Raw genomic sequence first — 16525 nt, 5'->3', positions numbered from 1 at the left:
GAGTCGCCTTCTCCAGCGACAAACCCACCTCCTCGGAGATCACCGTGCCGCCGGTGAGAATGGCAATGTCCTGTAGCATGGCCTTGCGGCGATCGCCGAAGCCCGGCGCCTTGACCGCGGCCACTTTTACGATACCGCGGATGGTGTTGACCACCAAGGTCGCCAGCGCTTCGCCTTCCACGTCTTCGGCCACGATCAGCAGCGGCTTACCTGACTTGGCCACGCCTTCCAGCGACGGCAGAAGTTCGCGGATGTTGGAGATCTTCTTGTCGTAAAGCAGAATGTAGGGATCTTCCAGTTCGGCGGTCTGGTTTTGCTGCGTGTTGATGAAGTACGGCGACAGATAGCCCCGATCGAACTCCATGCCTTCCACGACTTCCAGCTCATTATCGAGACCCGTGCCGTCTTCGACCGTGATCACGCCTTCCTTACCGACCTTGTCCATCGCATCGGCGATAATCTTGCCGATCGCTTCGTCGGCGTTGGCGGAAATCGCGCCGACCTGGCTGATCGCCTTGCTGTTTTCGCAGGGCTTGGAGAGCTTTTTCAGTTCGTCGACCGCGGCGATTACCGCCTTGTCGATACCGCGCTTCAGGTCCATGGGGTTCATGCCGGCGGACACGGATTTCATGCCTTCGCGGAAGATCGCCTGTGCCAGCACGGTCGCGGTGGTGGTGCCGTCGCCGGCCACATCCGAAGTCTTGCTTGCGACCTCTTTAACCATCTGTGCGCCCATGTTTTCGAACTTGTCCTGAAGCTCGATCTCCTTGGCCACGGACACGCCGTCCTTGGTCACGGTCGGGGCGCCGAAGGATTTATCCAGCACCACGTTACGGCCCTTGGGACCCAGCGTCGCCTTGACGGCATTGGCCAATACATTGATGCCGGTCATCATGCGATGCCGGGCGTCTTCGCTGAAACGTACTTCTTTTGCTGCCATATCGAATTCCTTGGATGTTGAGTTCTTTGAAACGAAAAAGTCAGGCGGAGGAAAATGGCGCGGTGTTCGCGCCGATCAGGCGTCGATGACCGCCATGATGTCGTCTTCGCGCATCACCAGCAGGTCTTCGCCATCCACCTTGACCTCGGTCCCGGAATATTTGCCGAACAGAACCTTGTCGCCGGCACTCACATCCAGCGCGCGCTTCTCTCCGCTGTCGAGAATCTTGCCGTTGCCGACGGCTCGGACTTCGCCCTTGATGGGCTTCTCCGCGGCGCTATCGGGAATTACGATCCCTCCGGGACTGGTTCTCTCTTCTTCCATACGTTTGATTATGACTCGATCGTGAAGGGGACGGATATTCATAGGCAAAACTCCTGAAATTTACCAAGCTTGTTGAACTGTCGAACTTTATTGTGAACTGGCGATGCCCTTGCTGGCAGTCGCCGACGGTGAGTGCCAATCATAATGGCGGCCAGCGGCTTGTCAAGCGCACGATTAATTCTCCGGTTTACGCCTGGATTCACCCTCGATTACGCGGCCGGTTCCCGCCGTCGGCCCCCTCGCGGGCCCGTTTACCCTCTTCGCCGGACGGTTTACATTGTGCACGGCGACGATCCGCATGCGCGGCAACAGGCGGCTAAGCAGGAACGCGCGGCTGGCCGGCCACAGGATCAAAAATCCAATCGCATCGGTGAAAAAACCGGGAATCACGAGCAACACGCCACCCACCAGCAGCGCGGCGGCTTCTAGCAATTCGCGCGCCGGCATCTCGTCGCGCCGCAGACTCGCCTGCGCGCGCCGCAGCGCGGCAGTGCCTTGCGCGCGCACCAGCATCGCGCCGAAGACCGCGGTCAGCACGGTGAGCACAATCGTCGGGAACGCGCCGATGACGCCGCCAACTTTGATGAAAAGGTAGATTTCCAGCAGCGGCACGCCGATCAGCGCCGCGGCTAATAATGGGAAAGGTCGCATCGAAAATCAGATAAGATGAAATTCACTGACATGTAAACATGGGGCCGGAACGCGCCAATTCAATGTCTCCGTTGTAAACCCGTTATTTTGCGTTCGATTATGACTGACTCACTACTCGTTTTTGCGACCTATCCCGATGCCGAATCAGCGCTGCTTGCGGCCAAGCACATCGTGCGGCAAAAGCTCGCCGCCTGCGTTAACGTGCTCCCGCAGATGACATCCGTCTACGAGTGGCAGAGCGAGGCGCGTACCGATACCGAGCATCTATTGCTCATGAAAACCACGGCTGCACGCTATCCGGCGCTGGAGAGCGCCATTCGGGACGCGCACCCTTATGAACTTCCGGAAATTATCGCGACTCCAATCGCGCGGGGACTTGACGGGTATCTCGAATGGATCGCGGCGCAGACTACAGCCTGAGCAACACACATCGGAAATGGACGGCGGCGCTATGTATCCTGCTGCTGTGCCTCGCGCTGTCCGCGCCGAATGAACCGGCATCGGCGCAGCATACAAACCTCGCGGCCGGCGCGAACCCGTTTGATGCGCTGGGCAAGCTGTTCGGCGGCGGGCAACCGGAGTTTCTACCGGCGGACGAGGCGTTCAAACTGAACGTTACCACACGGAATGCGTCCAGCCTGCTCGCGTCCTGGCAGATCGCGCAGGGCTACTACCTTTACCGGGACAAGCTGCGATTCAGCTTGCGGGGCAATGGCGTAAGGCTGGGCAGTGCGGAATTCCCCGCAGGCGAAATGGAGGAAGACGAGTACTTCGGCAGAGTCGAGATCTACACGCGGGAACTGCTGGAAATCACGTTGCCCCTGCGGCGCGATACCACCGCCGCGCGCACCATCACATTGAATGTAAGATATCAGGGCTGCGCCGAGGCCGGCATCTGCTGCCCGCCGATCGACAAACAGGTACGCCTGCGCGTTCCCGCCGCTGCCCCGAACGGTGACGCGGACGCGACGTTCAGTAACCCGCCGGGGACGCACAGCCGCGTCATCGCCCGCCACGGCCTTGGCCGCGCTGCGTTAACGGCAGCTTCGCGGTTAGCGCGCCCGTGACACGCGGTATTCCAGTCGCTTACCTGCTGGTGGCGCTGGGCGCGGCGCTCGCGGGTTTTTCCATTTATCAATGGTCACGCGCCCCGCAACCCGCGACATCACCATCAGTGGCAGTGGCGCCTGAAGCGCCGCAGGATCTGCTGGGCGCACCGCGTCCGGCGTTTAGACTGCCTGATCTCGATGGCCGGCCCGTATCGATCAGCCGCTGGGACGGCAAGGTCATATTGCTGAATTTCTGGGCCACCTGGTGTCCGCCGTGCCGCGAAGAAATGCCCGAGTTCGCGCAAACGCAAATTGAGTTCGGCGCGCGCGGGTTCCAGGTGGTCGGCGTGGCGCTGGACCGGCCGCGGGCAGTCGCGCGCTTCATTGAAGAAATCGGTGCGGACTACCCGCAACTCATTGGCCACGAAAACGCCATAGCCATCGCGGATCGATACGGCAACGCTTCCGGTGGCTTGCCGCACAGTGTGCTGATCGACCGCGACGGCGTGATTCGTTTCATCAAGGCGGGGCGTCTGAGCAGACGGGAACTCATTGACGAGTTATCGAAGCTGCTGTGAACCTCGCTCAACCGCGACCGCCCGAACATGCGCGTGTAACAGGCCGTGGCGGTGTAGATTCCCCCGCTATTTAAGTCATATTTCGCCCATTCTGACGCGAAGTTGCAGCCAACGGCAGCAATCTGGACATGACGGAAAGGGTCGTGCACAATCCGGTGCGCTCGTATAACATCAAGTCATCCATCATCAGCCATTGACGAAGATTATCTAGGAATGGCAAAAATACTGCTGCTAAACGGGCCCAACCTGAATCTGCTGGGGACGCGCGAGCCGGAGCGTTACGGGGCCGCCACCCTGGAATCGATTGGCGCTACGCTCAAGGGCCAGGCGCAGTCCGCCGGACATGTGCTCAGTGCGCTGCAAAGTAACGCGGAACATGAGTTGATCGAGCGCATTCACGCAGCGCGTAGTGACGGCACGGCATTCATAATCTTCAATCCGGGCGCGTTCACCCACACGAGCATTGCCCTGCGCGACGCACTGCTGGCGGCGGAAGTTCCGTTTATCGAGGTTCACATCACCAACATCCACGCACGCGAGGCGTTTCGCCGTCATTCGTATCTGTCGGACATCGCGGTGGCTGTGATCGCGGGTTTGGGCGCCAGGGGATACGAACTCGCGCTGACAGCGGTCATCGACGCCTTGAAATCCCATTAACCTGAACGACAATAACCGGACTAGCGAGTGAGAATCCGCGACGTTTCGCGCAACGTTGAACTGGGAACATCATGGATATTCGAAAAATCAGAAAGCTGATCGAACTGCTCAACGAGTCGGGTGTCGCGGAAATCGAAATCAGGGAGGGCGAGGAGTGGGTGCGCGTCAGTCGTGAGCGACCGCCACCCGCCGGCACACCAATTTATATTTCGGGCGGCGCATCGTCGCATCCTGTGGGCGAAACTCAGGGGCGTCCCGCCGCGCCCTCATCCACTGACGCGGAAACGGTAGAGCCGGCGATTACCGGACATCGGGTCACCTCCCCCATGGTCGGCACGTTTTATCGCGCGCCTTCACCGGGCGCCAAACCGTTTGTCGATATCGGCCAGAATGTTGAGGTCGGCGACACGCTGTGCATCATCGAAGCGATGAAGATGTTGAACCAGATCGAGGCCGACAAAGCCGGCGCGATCAGCGCGGTGCTGGCGGAAAACGGCCAGCCGGTGGAATTCGGCCAGAGCCTATTTGTTATTGAGTAATGACTCATCGAATAATGGGTCATCGAATAATGCATTACCAACTAATGGGTTATCGCCTGCCAGTCATCGGTTGATATGTCTACACACCTGGTTGCCCAGATTTAGCCCGCATGCTGGACAAAATCGTTATCGCCAATCGCGGCGAGATCGCGCTGCGCATCCTGCGCGCGTGCCGCGAACTGGGCATCAAGACCGTGGCCGTCCATTCGGATGTCGATCGCGCGCTGATGCACGTCAAGCTGGCCGATGAATCCGTTTGCATAGGCCCGCCGTCCGCGAACGAAAGTTATCTGAATATTCCCGCCATCATCAGCGCCGCCGAGGTGACCGACGCGGTCGCCATTCATCCGGGTTACGGATTCCTGTCGGAGAACGCCGACTTCGCCGAGCGGGTGGAATCCAGCGGCTTTAAATTTATCGGTCCGCGGCCGGAGACCATCCGTCTGATGGGCGACAAGATTTCCGCGCGCGACGCCATGCGCAAGGCGGGCGTGCCCTGCGTGCCAGGTTCCGAGGGTTCGCTGGACGACAGCCAGGACACCAATCTGCTGCTGGCCAAACAGATCGGCTATCCGGTCACTATCAAGGCGGCGGGCGGCGGCGGCGGGCGCGGCATGCGAGTGGTGCACGGGGAAGGCGCGCTGTTGAACGCGATCGCGCTCACGCGCGCGGAGTCCACGTCGGCATTCGGCAGCAACGTGGTGTACATGGAAAAGTATATGGAGCGGCCGCGCCACGTCGAATTTCAGGTGCTGGCCGATAATCACGGCAACATTATCCATTTAGGCGAGCGCGACTGCTCCATGCAACGCCGCCATCAGAAGATAATCGAAGAGGCGCCGGCGCCCGAGCTTACCGATCGGCAGCGCACCAAACTGGGCCAACTGGTGGTCGATGCCTGTAAACGGATCGGTTATCGCAGCGCCGGCACCTTCGAGTTTCTGTTCGAGGACGGCGAATTTTACTTCATCGAGATGAACACGCGCGTGCAGGTCGAACATCCGGTGACCGAGATGATCACCGGCATCGATATCGTCAAACAGCAACTGCTGATCGCCGCCGATGAAAAGCTCAGCATGCGGCAAAAAGACGTGGTCATTCGCGGCCACGCGATCGAGTGCCGCATCAACGCCGAAGACTCGCGCAGCTTCATGCCGTCGCCGGGTGTGATTACGCAGTTTCATTGCCCCGGCGGGCCGGGTATCCGGGTCGATTCCCATGTCTATAACGGCTACACGGTGCCGCCGTATTACGATTCTATGATCGGCAAACTGATCGCATTCGGCGAGAATCGCGAGTCCGCGATCAGCCGCATGAAAGGCGCACTCAGCGAGGCGGTAATCGAAGGCATCAAGACGAACATCCCGCTGCATCGCGACATCATGCAGGACGCGAACTTCCAGAAAGGCGCCACGGATATTCATTATCTCGAAAAGAAGCTGGGGCTTTAGAGAGCCCGCTCGCGCGAAGCTGGTTTCGCAAAGTCCGCTCCTGGCGCGCCTAAGCTTCGAAGAACTGCGCCCACGCGCGTTATGTATGCTTCAAATCTCCCTCACCATTGATCGCGCGCAACTTGCCTCAACCGAGCAGGCGCTGCTGGATCATGGCGCCTGTTCGGTGACCTTGCGTGACGCCGCCGACGATCCCGTGCTGGAACCGCGGCCGGGGGAGGCGCCCGTGTGGCCCACCGTTGTCGTCACGGGTCTGTATGCCGATAACATCGACACTGAATCATTGCAACGGCGTTTGCACGGCATGCTCGCGGGCCGGCCCCCGCTGGAAATTACGCGCCTTGCGGAGCGGGACTGGACGCAAGTCTGGAAACACGATTGCGCGACCTTGACATTCGGGCGTCGCTTGCGCGTACGCCGCGGCGATGGCCCCCAAGCTCGGCACCCTGAGCGTGACCACCCTGTCCAGATATCCTCGTCGGTCGATCTTTTTCTCGATCCCGGCCTCGCCTTCGGCACAGGGGATCACCCTACCACCGCGCTGTGTCTTCAGTGGCTGGACGCGAATCCGCCCCCGCAACTGCGAGGTGATCGACTATGGTTGTGGCTCTGGCATCCTCGGGCTGGCGGCGCTGAAACTCGGCGCGCGCCGCGTATACGCGGTGGACATCGACCCGCAGGCGCTCTTCGCCACGCGCGACAATGCCGCGCGCAACGGCATCGGGACACGCGCGCTGCAGACGTATTGCCCTGAGGAACTCCCCATGCATGCGGCCGACCTGCTGCTCGCCAACATCGTGGCGCGTCCGCTAATTGGGCTGGCGCAAACCTTCGCTACGCGCGTGATGCCCGGCGGGCGTGTGGTGCTGTCCGGACTGCTGACCGAGCAGGCTGACGCCTTGGCCGCCGTTTATTCGCCGTGGTTTACGTTCGCGCCGGCACAAGCAAAAGGGGGCTGGTCACTGCTGGCAGGGCTCAGACGCCCGGCGAGCCGCTGATGGTTCGCAAGTGCCCGACCTACAAGTCAGTATTTCGCGTGACGCGCTGATCATCGTCATCAGTTTACTGCTGCTGGCCGGCAATGCCTATCTTGAGCGCGATCACCTTTTGAACGGAAGTGACCGATCCTTTAGGTCCACTTGCCATTTCGATTATCGATTACCGCCGGTTATTTCTGCGGCAAAAAAAATGCTTGAAGGGGTTGGCAGCATTCGGAGCGAATGCCATGATAACCATCCCGTAAGTCATCGCGCACTTACACCCACAAAAATTTAAAAGAGCCGTCCCGGGCAAGCCGGGCGCGCCGGTATGCCGTCAACACTGGTAACTAGTTCGTTTCGAGTCTCAGCACTTGATCGGACACCGGGGCCGCCTAGTGATTCCCGCCTTGAAGCTGACCGGAGATAAACTAAGATATGCGAATGGTTCAGCATTCGGCATCGGTATTGCCCAACCAGGAGCGACGCAAACAACCGCTATGCACGGCGGTAAGAATTGCCATGTCGCTCTTTTTCGATCAGCTAAATGGCCATCAGCCGGACAGCCTTTATCGCCTGGTGATCGAGGAAGTCGAGCGACCGCTGCTCGAAATCCTGATGAAGCGCTGCGACGGTAACCAGACCCAGGCCGCGCAGTGTCTTGGTCTCAATCGTGGCACCTTGCGCAAAAAGCTCAAGCATTACGGACTAGAGTAGGCGTTCGCCGTTATGCCCGTTCCGGGCGGCGATCATTCACTCGCGCCGGATCGATCCGCTGCACCTCTGGCATAACGGTAAGGTGATCTGGCGATGTGACGATGCAGGGTGGTAACCCGCCACCCCGTCCGGGCGGGCGCACACAAGCTTGCGGGCGTATCCACCGACCGCAGTGGGTGAGCAGTCGGGACGTTTTTCGCCATGGAGGGCTACGCGGCGCCTGGATGTGTCGCTATGCGCCGGCGTACGGGATCAAACTGAACACCCTGCAGAGGTTCATGCACCGGCCAATAATGCAGAGGCTGATTACTAATTGCCCATGACTCCGTCACCCGCACGCGCGCTGCTCAGTGTTTCCGACAAGAACGGTATCGTTGAACTCGCGCAACGCCTGCGCAAACTGGGCATGGAGATACTGTCCACCGGCGGGACCGCGCGCCTGCTGGCCAAGCATGACATTCCGGTTATCGAGGTCTCCGATTACACCGGCTTTCCCGAGATCATGGACGGGCGGGTCAAGACCCTGCATCCCAGGATTCACGGCGGCATCCTCGGCCGGCCCGGCGAAGATGACGCGGTCATGGCCAGCATGGATATTCCGCCCATCGATCTGCTGGTGGTGAACCTCTATCCCTTCGAGCAGACTGTGGCGCGCGCTGACCATACGCTGGCCGAAGCGATCGAGAACATCGACATCGGCGGGCCGGCGATGCTGCGCGCGGCGGCCAAGAACCACGCGCACGTGGCCGTGCTGACCGACCCGGCGCAATATGCAGACGCGCTCTTGGCCCTGGAACGCGACGGCGCGATCTCGGACTGGACGCGCTTCGGCCTCGCCGTGGCGGCGTTCAATCACGTCGCGGTTTACGATGGCGCGATCAGCGATTATCTTTCTTCGCTGGACGGCCACGGCGCGCGCCAACCGTTTCCCGCGCAGGCCAATGGTCGTTTCGTGAAGGTCATGGACCTGCGCTACGGCGAGAACCCGCACCAGCAGGCGGCATTGTATCGAGATTTATATCCTGCCCCCGGCACGCTCGCCACTTTCCGGCAGTTACAGGGCAAGGAACTGTCCTTCAACAATATCGCGGACGCCGATACGGCGTGGGAGTGCGTGCGCCATTTCGGGCAGCCGGCCTGCGTGATCGTCAAGCACGCCAACCCGTGCGGCGCCGCTGTCGCGAAAGATATCGGCGCCGCTTACGATCGCGCCTATCGCACCGATCCCACCTCGGCCTTTGGCGGTATCATCGCCTTCAATCGAATACTCAACGCGGCCACCGCTAAAACTATCATCGAGCATCAATTCGTCGAAGTATTGCTGGCGCCGGGCTTCGAGACGGATGCGCTCAAAGTTATTCAGCGTAAAGCCGGTATGCGCGCGCTGGAGATTCCGCCGGGCGACGGTTACAACACGCACGACATAAAACGGATCGGCTCCGGACTGCTGATGCAGACCGCGGACAATCGCGCGATCACGTCAGACGACCTCAAGGTGGTCAGCAAACGTGCGCCCGGCTGGCAGGAGCTCGACGACCTTCTGTTCGCCTGGCGGGTAGCGAAGTTCGTCAAGTCGAACGCCATAGTTTACGCGCGCGACGAACACACTCTAGGCATCGGCGCCGGCCAGATGAGCCGTGTCTATTCGGCCCGCATCGCGGGGCTGAAGGCAGCCGACGAGGGCCTGCCGCTCGCGGGCGCGGTGATGGCGTCCGATGCTTTTTTCCCTTTCCGCGACGGCATCGACGCCGCGCATCTAGCCGGTATTGCCGCTGTCATCCAGCCCGGCGGCTCGCAGCGCGATGGGGAAATCATCACCGCCGCGGACGAGCACGGCATGGCGATGGTGTTCACGGGCGTGCGGCATTTCCGACACTGAAAAATCTTCCCTATCCCCTCTTTGCAACAAGAGAGGGGCGATATTCATTCGCCATCGCCGAAGCGGCAGCGCTATTCTTCCCCCTTTTCCAAAGGGGGATCAAGGGGGATTTTCCATGCTCATGGCCCGCATCCTGGAAATCGTCCTGCCCATCTTCGTGATCGTCGCGGTGGGCGTCGCGTACGGACATTACCGGCGGCCGGCAATGGAAGTCGCCAACCGCATTAATCTCGATGTGTTCGTGCCCGCGCTGGTCTTTTCGGCGTTGTCGACGCAGTCTTTCAATCTGGCGCACGCGCAGCTCGCGCTGGGTGGAACTGTGGTGATTTTAGGTTCGGGCCTGCTCGCCTGGGTGCTGACGCGATTAACATCGATTCAGTTCAAGACGTTCGCGCCGCCCATGATGTTTCGCAACGCCGGCAACATGGGGCTGCCGCTGCTGGTGCTGGCCTTCGGCGATGCCGGGCTGCCGGCGGCGCTGATTCTTTTTCTGCTCGGCAATCTGGCGCACTTCGGCTTGGGCACTTACATTCTCGATCAGCACGCACGCATAATGACGGTGTTCAAACAGCCCGTGATCGTCACCGCCATCGTTGCACTGACGATCAGTATGGCGGGCGTGAATGTGCCGAAGGCCATAGCCCTGCCCATTAACATGCTGGGCCAGATCGCCGTGCCGCTGATGCTGTTCGCGCTGGGCGTGCGGCTCACCGACGGTGACTTCGGCGAGTGGCGTATCGGTCTGCTGGGCGCGGTGTTCGCGCCGGTCAGCGGCCTCTTGATCGCCGCGCTGATGCTGGCGTTTCTCGATTTGCCGAAAGCGCAGGCGGGCGTGCTGTTTCTGTTCGGCGCGCTGCCGCCGGCGGTGCTGAATTTTTTATTCGCCGAGCGCTACCGTCAGGAACCTACCAAGGTGGCGTCCATCGTCATGCTCAGCAACCTGGCGACGGTGGTGACCCTGCCCTTGGCGCTTGCGTATGCGCTGCCGAAGTATGGATAGGACGGCCGCGTAATCCCATCATTGTTGCTGCTTGCTTAGAGATTGGCGTCTCTGGTCTCACCCGGGCTTCGACGCTATGCTCGCCGCATGACCCTGAAGATGACGATGAAAATTCTGATAATTGGCGGCGGCGGGCGTGAACACGCGCTTGCCTGGAAAGTCGCGCAATCGCCGCGAGTCGAACGCGTGTTCGTAGCACCCGGCAACGCCGGCACAGCGCGCGAGCCGAAGACGGAGAATGTCGAAATCGGCGCGGAAGATACTGCCGGGTTGCTGGAGTTCGCGTGCGCCAGTGCGATCGACCTGACGATAGTCGGACCCGAGGCGCCGCTGGTGGCGGGCATAGTCGATGCCTTTCAAGCCGCCGGCTTGCGTATTTTCGGCCCGACGAAAGATGCCGCGCAACTGGAAGGCTCGAAACGCTTCAGCAAGGAGTTTCTCGCGCGCCACCAGATCCCCACCGCGGCGTTCGCCGCGTTTACCGATATAGAAAGCGCCACCGCGTACATCCGTGAGCGCGGCGCGCCCATCGTGATCAAGGCCGATGGGCTGGCTGCGGGCAAGGGTGTGGTCCTTGCGTACAGCGAGAACGAGGCGATCGCCGCGGCCCGCGACATGCTGGGTGGCCGAACTTATGGCGCCGCCGGAACGCAAGTGGTGTTAGAAGAATTCCTGGAGGGCGAAGAAGCGAGTTTTATCTGCATGGTGAACGGCGAACAGGTATTGCCGCTCGCGACCTCGCAGGATCACAAGCCGCGCGACGACGGAGACACCGGCCCCAACACGGGCGGCATGGGCGCATATTCAGCGGCGCCGGTCGTCACGTCTGACGTACACGCGCGCATCATGCGCGAGGTGATCGAACCAACCGTGCGCGGCATGGCCGCCGAAGGCAATCCGTATACCGGCTTTTTATATGCCGGTCTGATGATCGATGCCGCGGGCAGGTCCAAGGTGCTTGAATTCAATTGTCGTCTGGGCGATCCGGAGACGCAGCCACTGTTGATGCGGCTGCGAACGGATCTCGTCGAGCTTTGCCTGGCCGCGCTTGGCGAAAAATTTGCGGATGCGAAGGTCGAATGGGACCCGCGGGTGGCACTGGGCGTGGTCATGGCCGCGGACGGTTATCCCGGCGTCTGCAAGTCCGGCCATACGATTGGCGGCCTGCACGACATTGACGCTGACGACGTAAAGGTGTTTCACGCCGGCACCGCCGAATGCGACGGAGCCATCGTCACCTGCGGCGGGCGCGTGCTGTGCGTCACGGCGCTCGGCGCTACCGTCGAAGAAGCGCGGAGTCTCGCTTACCGGGGGGTACGTCGCGTCGGGTGGGAAGGTGCGTATTACCGAACGGACATTGGCTATCGGGCCATGAACCGCCGCGCTGATGGCGGCAGTTGAGTTTAACCAGCGACTGTTGGCCCGCTGATTATCTTGCTGAAGCGGCCTAACGCTTCATCGCCTCGAAGAATTCGTTGTTGGTCTTGGTCGATTGCAAGCGCCCCAGCATGAAATCCATGGCTTCCACTTCGTCCATCTGATTGAGAAATTTGCGCAGTACCCACATTTTCTGCAATTCGTCGGGGCTGGTGAGCAGCTCCTCGCGGCGGGTGCCCGAGCGATTGATGTTGATGGCCGGGAAAACCCGCCGCTCGTAGATGCGGCGATCCAGGTGGATTTCCATGTTGCCGGTGCCCTTGAATTCCTCGAAGATCACGTCGTCCATCTTGGAGCCGGTGTCGATCAGCGCGGTGGCGATGATCGTCAACGAACCGCCTTCCTCAATGTTACGCGCCGCGCCGAAAAAGCGCTTGGGCTTCTGCAGCGCGTTGGCGTCCACCCCGCCGGTCAGCACCTTGCCCGAGGATGGTACTACCGTGTTGTAGGCTCGCGCGAGACGGGTAATTGAATCCAGCAATATCACCACGTCCAGCCTGTGTTCGACCAGTCGCTTGGCCTTCTCGATCACCATCTCGGCGACCTGTACGTGGCGGGTGGCGGGCTCGTCGAAAGTGCTGGACACGACCTCCCCTTTTACCATCCGCTCCATCTCGGTGACCTCTTCCGGACGCTCGTCGATAAGCAGCACAATGAGATAGCAGTCGGGATGATTGATGGCGATGCTCTGCGAGATGTTCTGCAACATGATGGTCTTGCCTGCCTTGGGCGGCGACACGATCAGCCCGCGCTGACCTTTGCCGATGGGCGCCACGATGTCGATTACGCGCGCCGTGATGTCCTCGGTGCTGCCGTTGCCGCGCTCCAGCTTAAGCCTTTTTTCGGCGTGCAGCGGCGTGAGGTTTTCGAACAATACCTTGTACTTCGCATTCTCCGGTGCCTCGAAGTTGATCTGATCGACCTTCAGCAGTGCGAAATAACGTTCGCCGTCTTTCGGCGGCCGGATCTTGCCGGATACGGTGTCGCCGGTGCGCAGGCTGAAGCGGCGTATCTGGCTGGGAGAGACGTAAATATCGTCGGGGCCGGCCAGATAAGAACAGTCGGCGGAGCGCAGGAAACCGAACCCGTCCTGCAGAATTTCCAGCACCCCGTCGCCGAAGATGTCTTCGCCACTCTTGGCGTGCGCCTTGAGAATGGAAAAGATAATGTCCTGTTTGCGCGAGCGGGCCATCCCGTCTACACCCACGCTCTGGGCGACGTCCACCAGTTCGGCGGCGGGTTTCTGCTTGAGTTCGGTGAGGTTCATAAGTCTGCGCTACCGTCAATGGATATAACGCGCTGGCCGGCGCGCACATACGCGCGGCAGCACTGGAAACAGATTCCGGCATAGGGCCTTTGGCAGGCGCCAGAGGTCTTATTTATCGATGAAAGCCTGGCTTTTGACGGCGCAATTTAAACGCTTCTCGCCCACTGGGACGTCGTCTTGGCAGTGTATCGTTTGCTAAAAAGAGGAAATGCCTGAACGGCAGGAATAAACTAAATTCTGCTGGATGCTAACACCATACCTGCGGGCCGTCCAGCGTTAATTCTTCACGCGTAAATTATTGCAATCCGCGACCTAAATGCTGTCATCGATAAATGCGGTCAGCTGCGACTTCGATACAGCGCCTATCTTGGTGGCCTGCACATCGCCATCCTTGAAGATCATGAGCGTGGGGATGCCGCGTATGCCATAGCGACGCGGCGCGGCGGGATTGTCGTCAATGTTGAGCTTGGTCACCTTCAGTTTACCGTCGTAGTCGCTAGCGATCTGATCCAGAATCGGCGCGATCATCTTGCACGGGCCACACCATTCCGCCCAGTAATCGACCAGTACCGGCATCTCCGCGCTGAGCACTTCAGCGTCGAAACTGTCGTCGGTAATATGAGTGATTTTTTCGCTCACGGGATAAGCCTTCGCAGCGGAGTGACGCGCGGTTAATTTTAATGGCCAAGAGATTAACGCATAGACCAAAACAAGTCCATGTCCGCAGGGGTTAGCCGCCATGCGACAAATTACGCTATGCTTGACCGATGACCACTCAACTGTTATCCGACATAAGTTTTTCCCAGTTCGAGTTGCCGGCGCCAGTCCAGCAGGGGCTGGACCACGCGGGTTTCTCGCGTTGCACACTCATTCAGGCCCGCGCCCTGCCGAACCTGCTCGCCGGCCGCGACGTCGCCGGTCAGGCGCAGACCGGTACCGGCAAGACCGCGGCGTTTCTCGTCGCGATGTATACGCACCTACTGAGCACAGAGGCGCCCGCCACCCGCACCGTCACGCAGCCGCGCGCGCTGATCCTCGCGCCGACGCGGGAACTCGCCATACAAATTCACAAGGACGCCGTGCAGCTGGGCCGCCACACGGGCTTCGAACTGGGGTTGATTTATGGCGGCACCGACTACGTGAAACAGCGCGACACCTTGACGGCGGGTGTTGACATCCTCATAGGCACACCGGGGCGCATTATCGATTATTTCAAGCAAAAGGTGTTTGATCTGCGCGCCATCGAAATCCTGGTGCTGGACGAGGCCGATCGCATGTTCGATCTCGGCTTCATCAAGGACATCCGTTTTCTGCTGCGGCGCATGCCCAAGCCCGAGGAGCGCCTCTCCATGCTGTTTTCGGCAACCCTCTCGTATCGCGTGATGGAGCTGGCCTACGAACACATGAACAACCCGGAACTGATCAAGATCGAGTCCGACCAGGTCGCGGCCGACAACGTACGCCAGATCATCTATTATCCGTCCAATGCCGACAAGATCCCGTTGCTGATCGGCCTGCTGCGACGGCATCGCCCGGAACGCACCATGATTTTCGTCAACACCAAACACGTCGCGGAAAAGGTCGCGGCCTGGCTCATCGGCAACGATTATCAGGTCGCGCTGTTGTCCGGCGATGTCCCGCAGCGCAAACGTCAAACGCTGCTGCAAGGTTTTCTCTCCGGCGAGTATCCGCTGCTGGTGGCGACCGATGTCGCCTCGCGCGGCCTGCACATTCCTGCCGTCAGCCACATTATAAACTTCGATCTGCCAGAATCCGCGGAAGACTACGTGCACCGCATCGGGCGTACCGCGCGCGCTGGCGCGGAAGGCGACGCCATCAGCTTCGCCTGCGAGGATTACGCGGTTCACCTGCCGGGTATCGAGGAGTTTCTAAACTACAAGATTCCCGCCGCGGATGTCGAACCGGAACTGCTCGTCGTCCCGCGCCCGCCAGCCAGGATCGAGCGCAAGCCCCGCCTGCCGGCGAGCAACGCAGGCGCCGGCAGACCGGGACGACGTCGGGCGGCACGCCGCACGGCCTGAAAGTCGCGCGCGTTGCGCACGATCTCCGACGAAATTCGATTCCCAGGATGAGCGAGCAGGTTATTTGTGTGCTGGGGGGCACGGGTTTTGTTGGGCGGCACCTCGTCAGCCGGCTGGCGGAACGGCAGCTGCGAGTGAAAGTATTGACGCGCAGGCCCGAGCGTCACCGCGGTTTGCTGGTGCTGCCCACAATCAGGCTGATCGAAGCCGACGTGCACGACCCCACGCAACTGAGACGGCATTTTCAGGGCTGCGACACCGTCATCAACCTGGTCGGAATTCTTAACGAACGCGGTCACGATGGCGCGGGTTTCCAGCGCGCGCACGTCGAACTGGCGCGCGCGGTAATCACAGCCTGCCGGCGGGCAGGTGTGCGGCGGCTGCTGCAGATGAGCGCGCTTGGCGCCGACGCCGCCACCGGCCCCAGTTTTTATTCGCGCAGCAAGGGCGCGGCGGAAGATTTTGTCCATGCCAGGCCCGGCGAGCATCTCAGCGTAACGAGTTTTCGGCCGTCGGTGATCTTTGGGCCCGACGACAGCTTCATCAATCGCTTCGCTGGCCTGCTCAGGTTCTCGCCGGTACTGCCGCTGGCCTGTCCCAACGCCCGCTTCGCGCCGGTTTACGTCGGCGATGTGGTGGACGCCTTCGAGGCCGCGCTACGCGACCGCACGACATTCGGCAGGCGCATCGATTTGTGCGGCCCGCACAACTACACGCTCCTGGAGGTGGTTCGATACATCGCCCGCGTGATGGATGTCAGGCGGCTGATCATTGGCCTGCCGGCGCGCCTGTCCAGAGCGCAGGCGAACCTGCTCGAATATGTGCCGGGCAAGCCGTTCTCGCTGGACAATTACCGGTCGCTCACCCGCGACAGCGTCTGTGTCGGCGCCGAGCGCTGTCCGACCTCGCTGGAATCCGTCGTGCCCGGCTATCTTGGAAGGCGCTGAAAATCCCTTGAAGCATCCTGCCCCTCGTCGCGCGATGATTGCGGGTAACCAAGGCTTTACGAGTCATCGC

Annotated in this window: 19 protein-coding genes; 14 read left to right on the top strand and 5 right to left on the bottom strand. The window is 60.6% G+C overall.

All coding sequences use genetic code 11. The annotated features are described in order from the left end of the window. From groEL to H0V34_04450, 3 genes are all read right to left on the bottom strand, one after another. Nucleotides 1-940: chaperonin GroEL (gene groEL / locus H0V34_04460; GenBank protein ID MBA2490975.1), on the bottom strand; the 940-nt coding region annotated here is incomplete at its 3' end. A gap of 75 nt (nt 941-1015) precedes the next feature. Further along, on the bottom strand, nt 1016-1306 hold the full coding sequence (groES, locus tag H0V34_04455) for a co-chaperone GroES (protein ID MBA2490974.1): 291 nt from the start codon (nt 1304-1306) through the stop codon (nt 1016-1018). Between the two features lie 132 nt (nt 1307-1438). Continuing rightward, nucleotides 1439-1915, bottom strand: a complete 477-nt coding sequence (locus tag H0V34_04450) for an FxsA family protein (GenBank protein ID MBA2490973.1) — start codon at nt 1913-1915, stop codon at nt 1439-1441. Between the two features lie 99 nt (nt 1916-2014). Between H0V34_04450 and H0V34_04445 the strand changes: the two genes are divergently transcribed. From H0V34_04445 to purD, 12 genes are all read left to right on the top strand, one after another. Next, nucleotides 2015-2335, top strand: coding sequence for a divalent-cation tolerance protein CutA (locus H0V34_04445; protein ID MBA2490972.1), 321 nt, complete (start codon nt 2015-2017; stop codon nt 2333-2335). Continuing rightward, nucleotides 2308-2982 carry a hypothetical protein gene (locus H0V34_04440; GenBank protein MBA2490971.1) on the top strand — a complete coding sequence of 225 codons (675 nt, stop codon included), beginning with the start codon at nt 2308-2310 and terminating at the stop codon, nt 2980-2982. The genes H0V34_04445 and H0V34_04440 overlap by 28 nt, the downstream gene beginning before the upstream one ends. Next, the gene (locus H0V34_04435) at nt 2979-3542 is read left to right on the top strand and encodes a TlpA family protein disulfide reductase (GenBank protein MBA2490970.1); all 564 of its coding nucleotides are present in this window, start codon (nt 2979-2981) and stop codon (nt 3540-3542) included. Before H0V34_04440 ends, H0V34_04435 begins: the two co-directional genes overlap by 4 nt. Nucleotides 3543-3755: 213 nt before the next feature. After that, nucleotides 3756-4199 (top strand): type II 3-dehydroquinate dehydratase, encoded by a 444-nt coding sequence (gene aroQ / locus H0V34_04430; protein ID MBA2490969.1) that lies wholly within the window; start codon nt 3756-3758, stop codon nt 4197-4199. Nucleotides 4200-4270: 71 nt separating this feature from the next. Continuing rightward, complete coding sequence (locus H0V34_04425) at nt 4271-4738, top strand: acetyl-CoA carboxylase biotin carboxyl carrier protein (GenBank protein MBA2490968.1); 468 nt, start codon at nt 4271-4273, stop codon at nt 4736-4738. A 110-nt stretch (nt 4739-4848) separates the two neighbouring features. Further along, nucleotides 4849-6189 (top strand): acetyl-CoA carboxylase biotin carboxylase subunit, encoded by a 1341-nt coding sequence (gene accC / locus H0V34_04420; protein ID MBA2490967.1) that lies wholly within the window; start codon nt 4849-4851, stop codon nt 6187-6189. Nucleotides 6190-6274: 85 nt separating this feature from the next. Then, nucleotides 6275-6943 (top strand): 50S ribosomal protein L11 methyltransferase, encoded by a 669-nt coding sequence (locus H0V34_04415; protein ID MBA2490966.1) that lies wholly within the window; start codon nt 6275-6277, stop codon nt 6941-6943. Nucleotides 6944-7197: 254 nt separating this feature from the next. Continuing rightward, entirely contained in the window at nt 7198-7464 is a 267-nt protein-coding gene (locus H0V34_04410; protein MBA2490965.1) for a hypothetical protein, read from the top strand. 140 nt (nt 7465-7604) lie between these two features. After that, nucleotides 7605-7883 carry a DNA-binding transcriptional regulator Fis gene (gene fis, locus H0V34_04405; GenBank protein MBA2490964.1) on the top strand — a complete coding sequence of 93 codons (279 nt, stop codon included), beginning with the start codon at nt 7605-7607 and terminating at the stop codon, nt 7881-7883. Nucleotides 7884-8202: 319 nt separating this feature from the next. Then, entirely contained in the window at nt 8203-9762 is a 1560-nt protein-coding gene (purH, locus tag H0V34_04400; GenBank protein ID MBA2490963.1) for a bifunctional phosphoribosylaminoimidazolecarboxamide formyltransferase/IMP cyclohydrolase, read from the top strand. Between the two features lie 115 nt (nt 9763-9877). Then, the gene (locus H0V34_04395; GenBank protein ID MBA2490962.1) at nt 9878-10762 is read left to right on the top strand and encodes an AEC family transporter; all 885 of its coding nucleotides are present in this window, start codon (nt 9878-9880) and stop codon (nt 10760-10762) included. Between the two features lie 105 nt (nt 10763-10867). Next, nucleotides 10868-12163, top strand: coding sequence for a phosphoribosylamine--glycine ligase (gene purD / locus H0V34_04390; protein ID MBA2490961.1), 1296 nt, complete (start codon nt 10868-10870; stop codon nt 12161-12163). Nucleotides 12164-12209: 46 nt separating this feature from the next. Here purD and rho read toward each other — a convergent pair whose 3' ends face one another. Next, complete coding sequence (gene rho, locus H0V34_04385) at nt 12210-13466, bottom strand: transcription termination factor Rho (protein ID MBA2490960.1); 1257 nt, start codon at nt 13464-13466, stop codon at nt 12210-12212. Nucleotides 13467-13778: 312 nt separating this feature from the next. Continuing rightward, the gene (gene trxA, locus H0V34_04380; GenBank protein ID MBA2490959.1) at nt 13779-14105 is read right to left on the bottom strand and encodes a thioredoxin TrxA; all 327 of its coding nucleotides are present in this window, start codon (nt 14103-14105) and stop codon (nt 13779-13781) included. A 128-nt stretch (nt 14106-14233) separates the two neighbouring features. On the opposite strand from trxA, the gene H0V34_04375 reads away from it, so the two are divergent. Both H0V34_04375 and H0V34_04370 read left to right on the top strand, forming a co-directional pair. Continuing rightward, on the top strand, nt 14234-15508 hold the full coding sequence (locus H0V34_04375; protein MBA2490958.1) for a DEAD/DEAH box helicase: 1275 nt from the start codon (nt 14234-14236) through the stop codon (nt 15506-15508). Nucleotides 15509-15546: 38 nt separating this feature from the next. Beyond that, nucleotides 15547-16455 (top strand): complex I NDUFA9 subunit family protein, encoded by a 909-nt coding sequence (locus tag H0V34_04370; protein MBA2490957.1) that lies wholly within the window; start codon nt 15547-15549, stop codon nt 16453-16455. The last annotated feature ends 70 nt before the right edge of the window (nt 16456-16525 follow it).

The sequence above is a fragment of the Gammaproteobacteria bacterium genome, from assembly GCA_013696315.1.
Classification (GTDB): Bacteria; Pseudomonadota; Gammaproteobacteria; order JACCYU01; family JACCYU01; genus JACCYU01.
This window is presented reverse-complemented; position numbering and strand designations above follow the sequence as displayed.

Coding starts and splice junctions, on each gene's coding strand:
- H0V34_04415 (MBA2490966.1), top strand. CDS start 6,275: ATGCTTCAAATCTCCCTCACCATTGATCGCGCGCAACTTGCCTCAACC.
- aroQ (MBA2490969.1), top strand. CDS start 3,756: ATGGCAAAAATACTGCTGCTAAACGGGCCCAACCTGAATCTGCTGGGG.
- rho (MBA2490960.1), bottom strand. CDS start 13,466: ATGAACCTCACCGAACTCAAGCAGAAACCCGCCGCCGAACTGGTGGAC.
- H0V34_04395 (MBA2490962.1), top strand. CDS start 9,878: ATGCTCATGGCCCGCATCCTGGAAATCGTCCTGCCCATCTTCGTGATC.
- H0V34_04445 (MBA2490972.1), top strand. CDS start 2,015: ATGACTGACTCACTACTCGTTTTTGCGACCTATCCCGATGCCGAATCA.
- purD (MBA2490961.1), top strand. CDS start 10,868: ATGAAAATTCTGATAATTGGCGGCGGCGGGCGTGAACACGCGCTTGCC.
- H0V34_04450 (MBA2490973.1), bottom strand. CDS start 1,915: ATGCGACCTTTCCCATTATTAGCCGCGGCGCTGATCGGCGTGCCGCTG.
- H0V34_04440 (MBA2490971.1), top strand. CDS start 2,308: ATGGATCGCGGCGCAGACTACAGCCTGAGCAACACACATCGGAAATGG.
- fis (MBA2490964.1), top strand. CDS start 7,605: ATGCGAATGGTTCAGCATTCGGCATCGGTATTGCCCAACCAGGAGCGA.
- purH (MBA2490963.1), top strand. CDS start 8,203: ATGACTCCGTCACCCGCACGCGCGCTGCTCAGTGTTTCCGACAAGAAC.
- H0V34_04425 (MBA2490968.1), top strand. CDS start 4,271: ATGGATATTCGAAAAATCAGAAAGCTGATCGAACTGCTCAACGAGTCG.
- H0V34_04375 (MBA2490958.1), top strand. CDS start 14,234: ATGACCACTCAACTGTTATCCGACATAAGTTTTTCCCAGTTCGAGTTG.
- accC (MBA2490967.1), top strand. CDS start 4,849: ATGCTGGACAAAATCGTTATCGCCAATCGCGGCGAGATCGCGCTGCGC.
- groES (MBA2490974.1), bottom strand. CDS start 1,306: ATGAATATCCGTCCCCTTCACGATCGAGTCATAATCAAACGTATGGAA.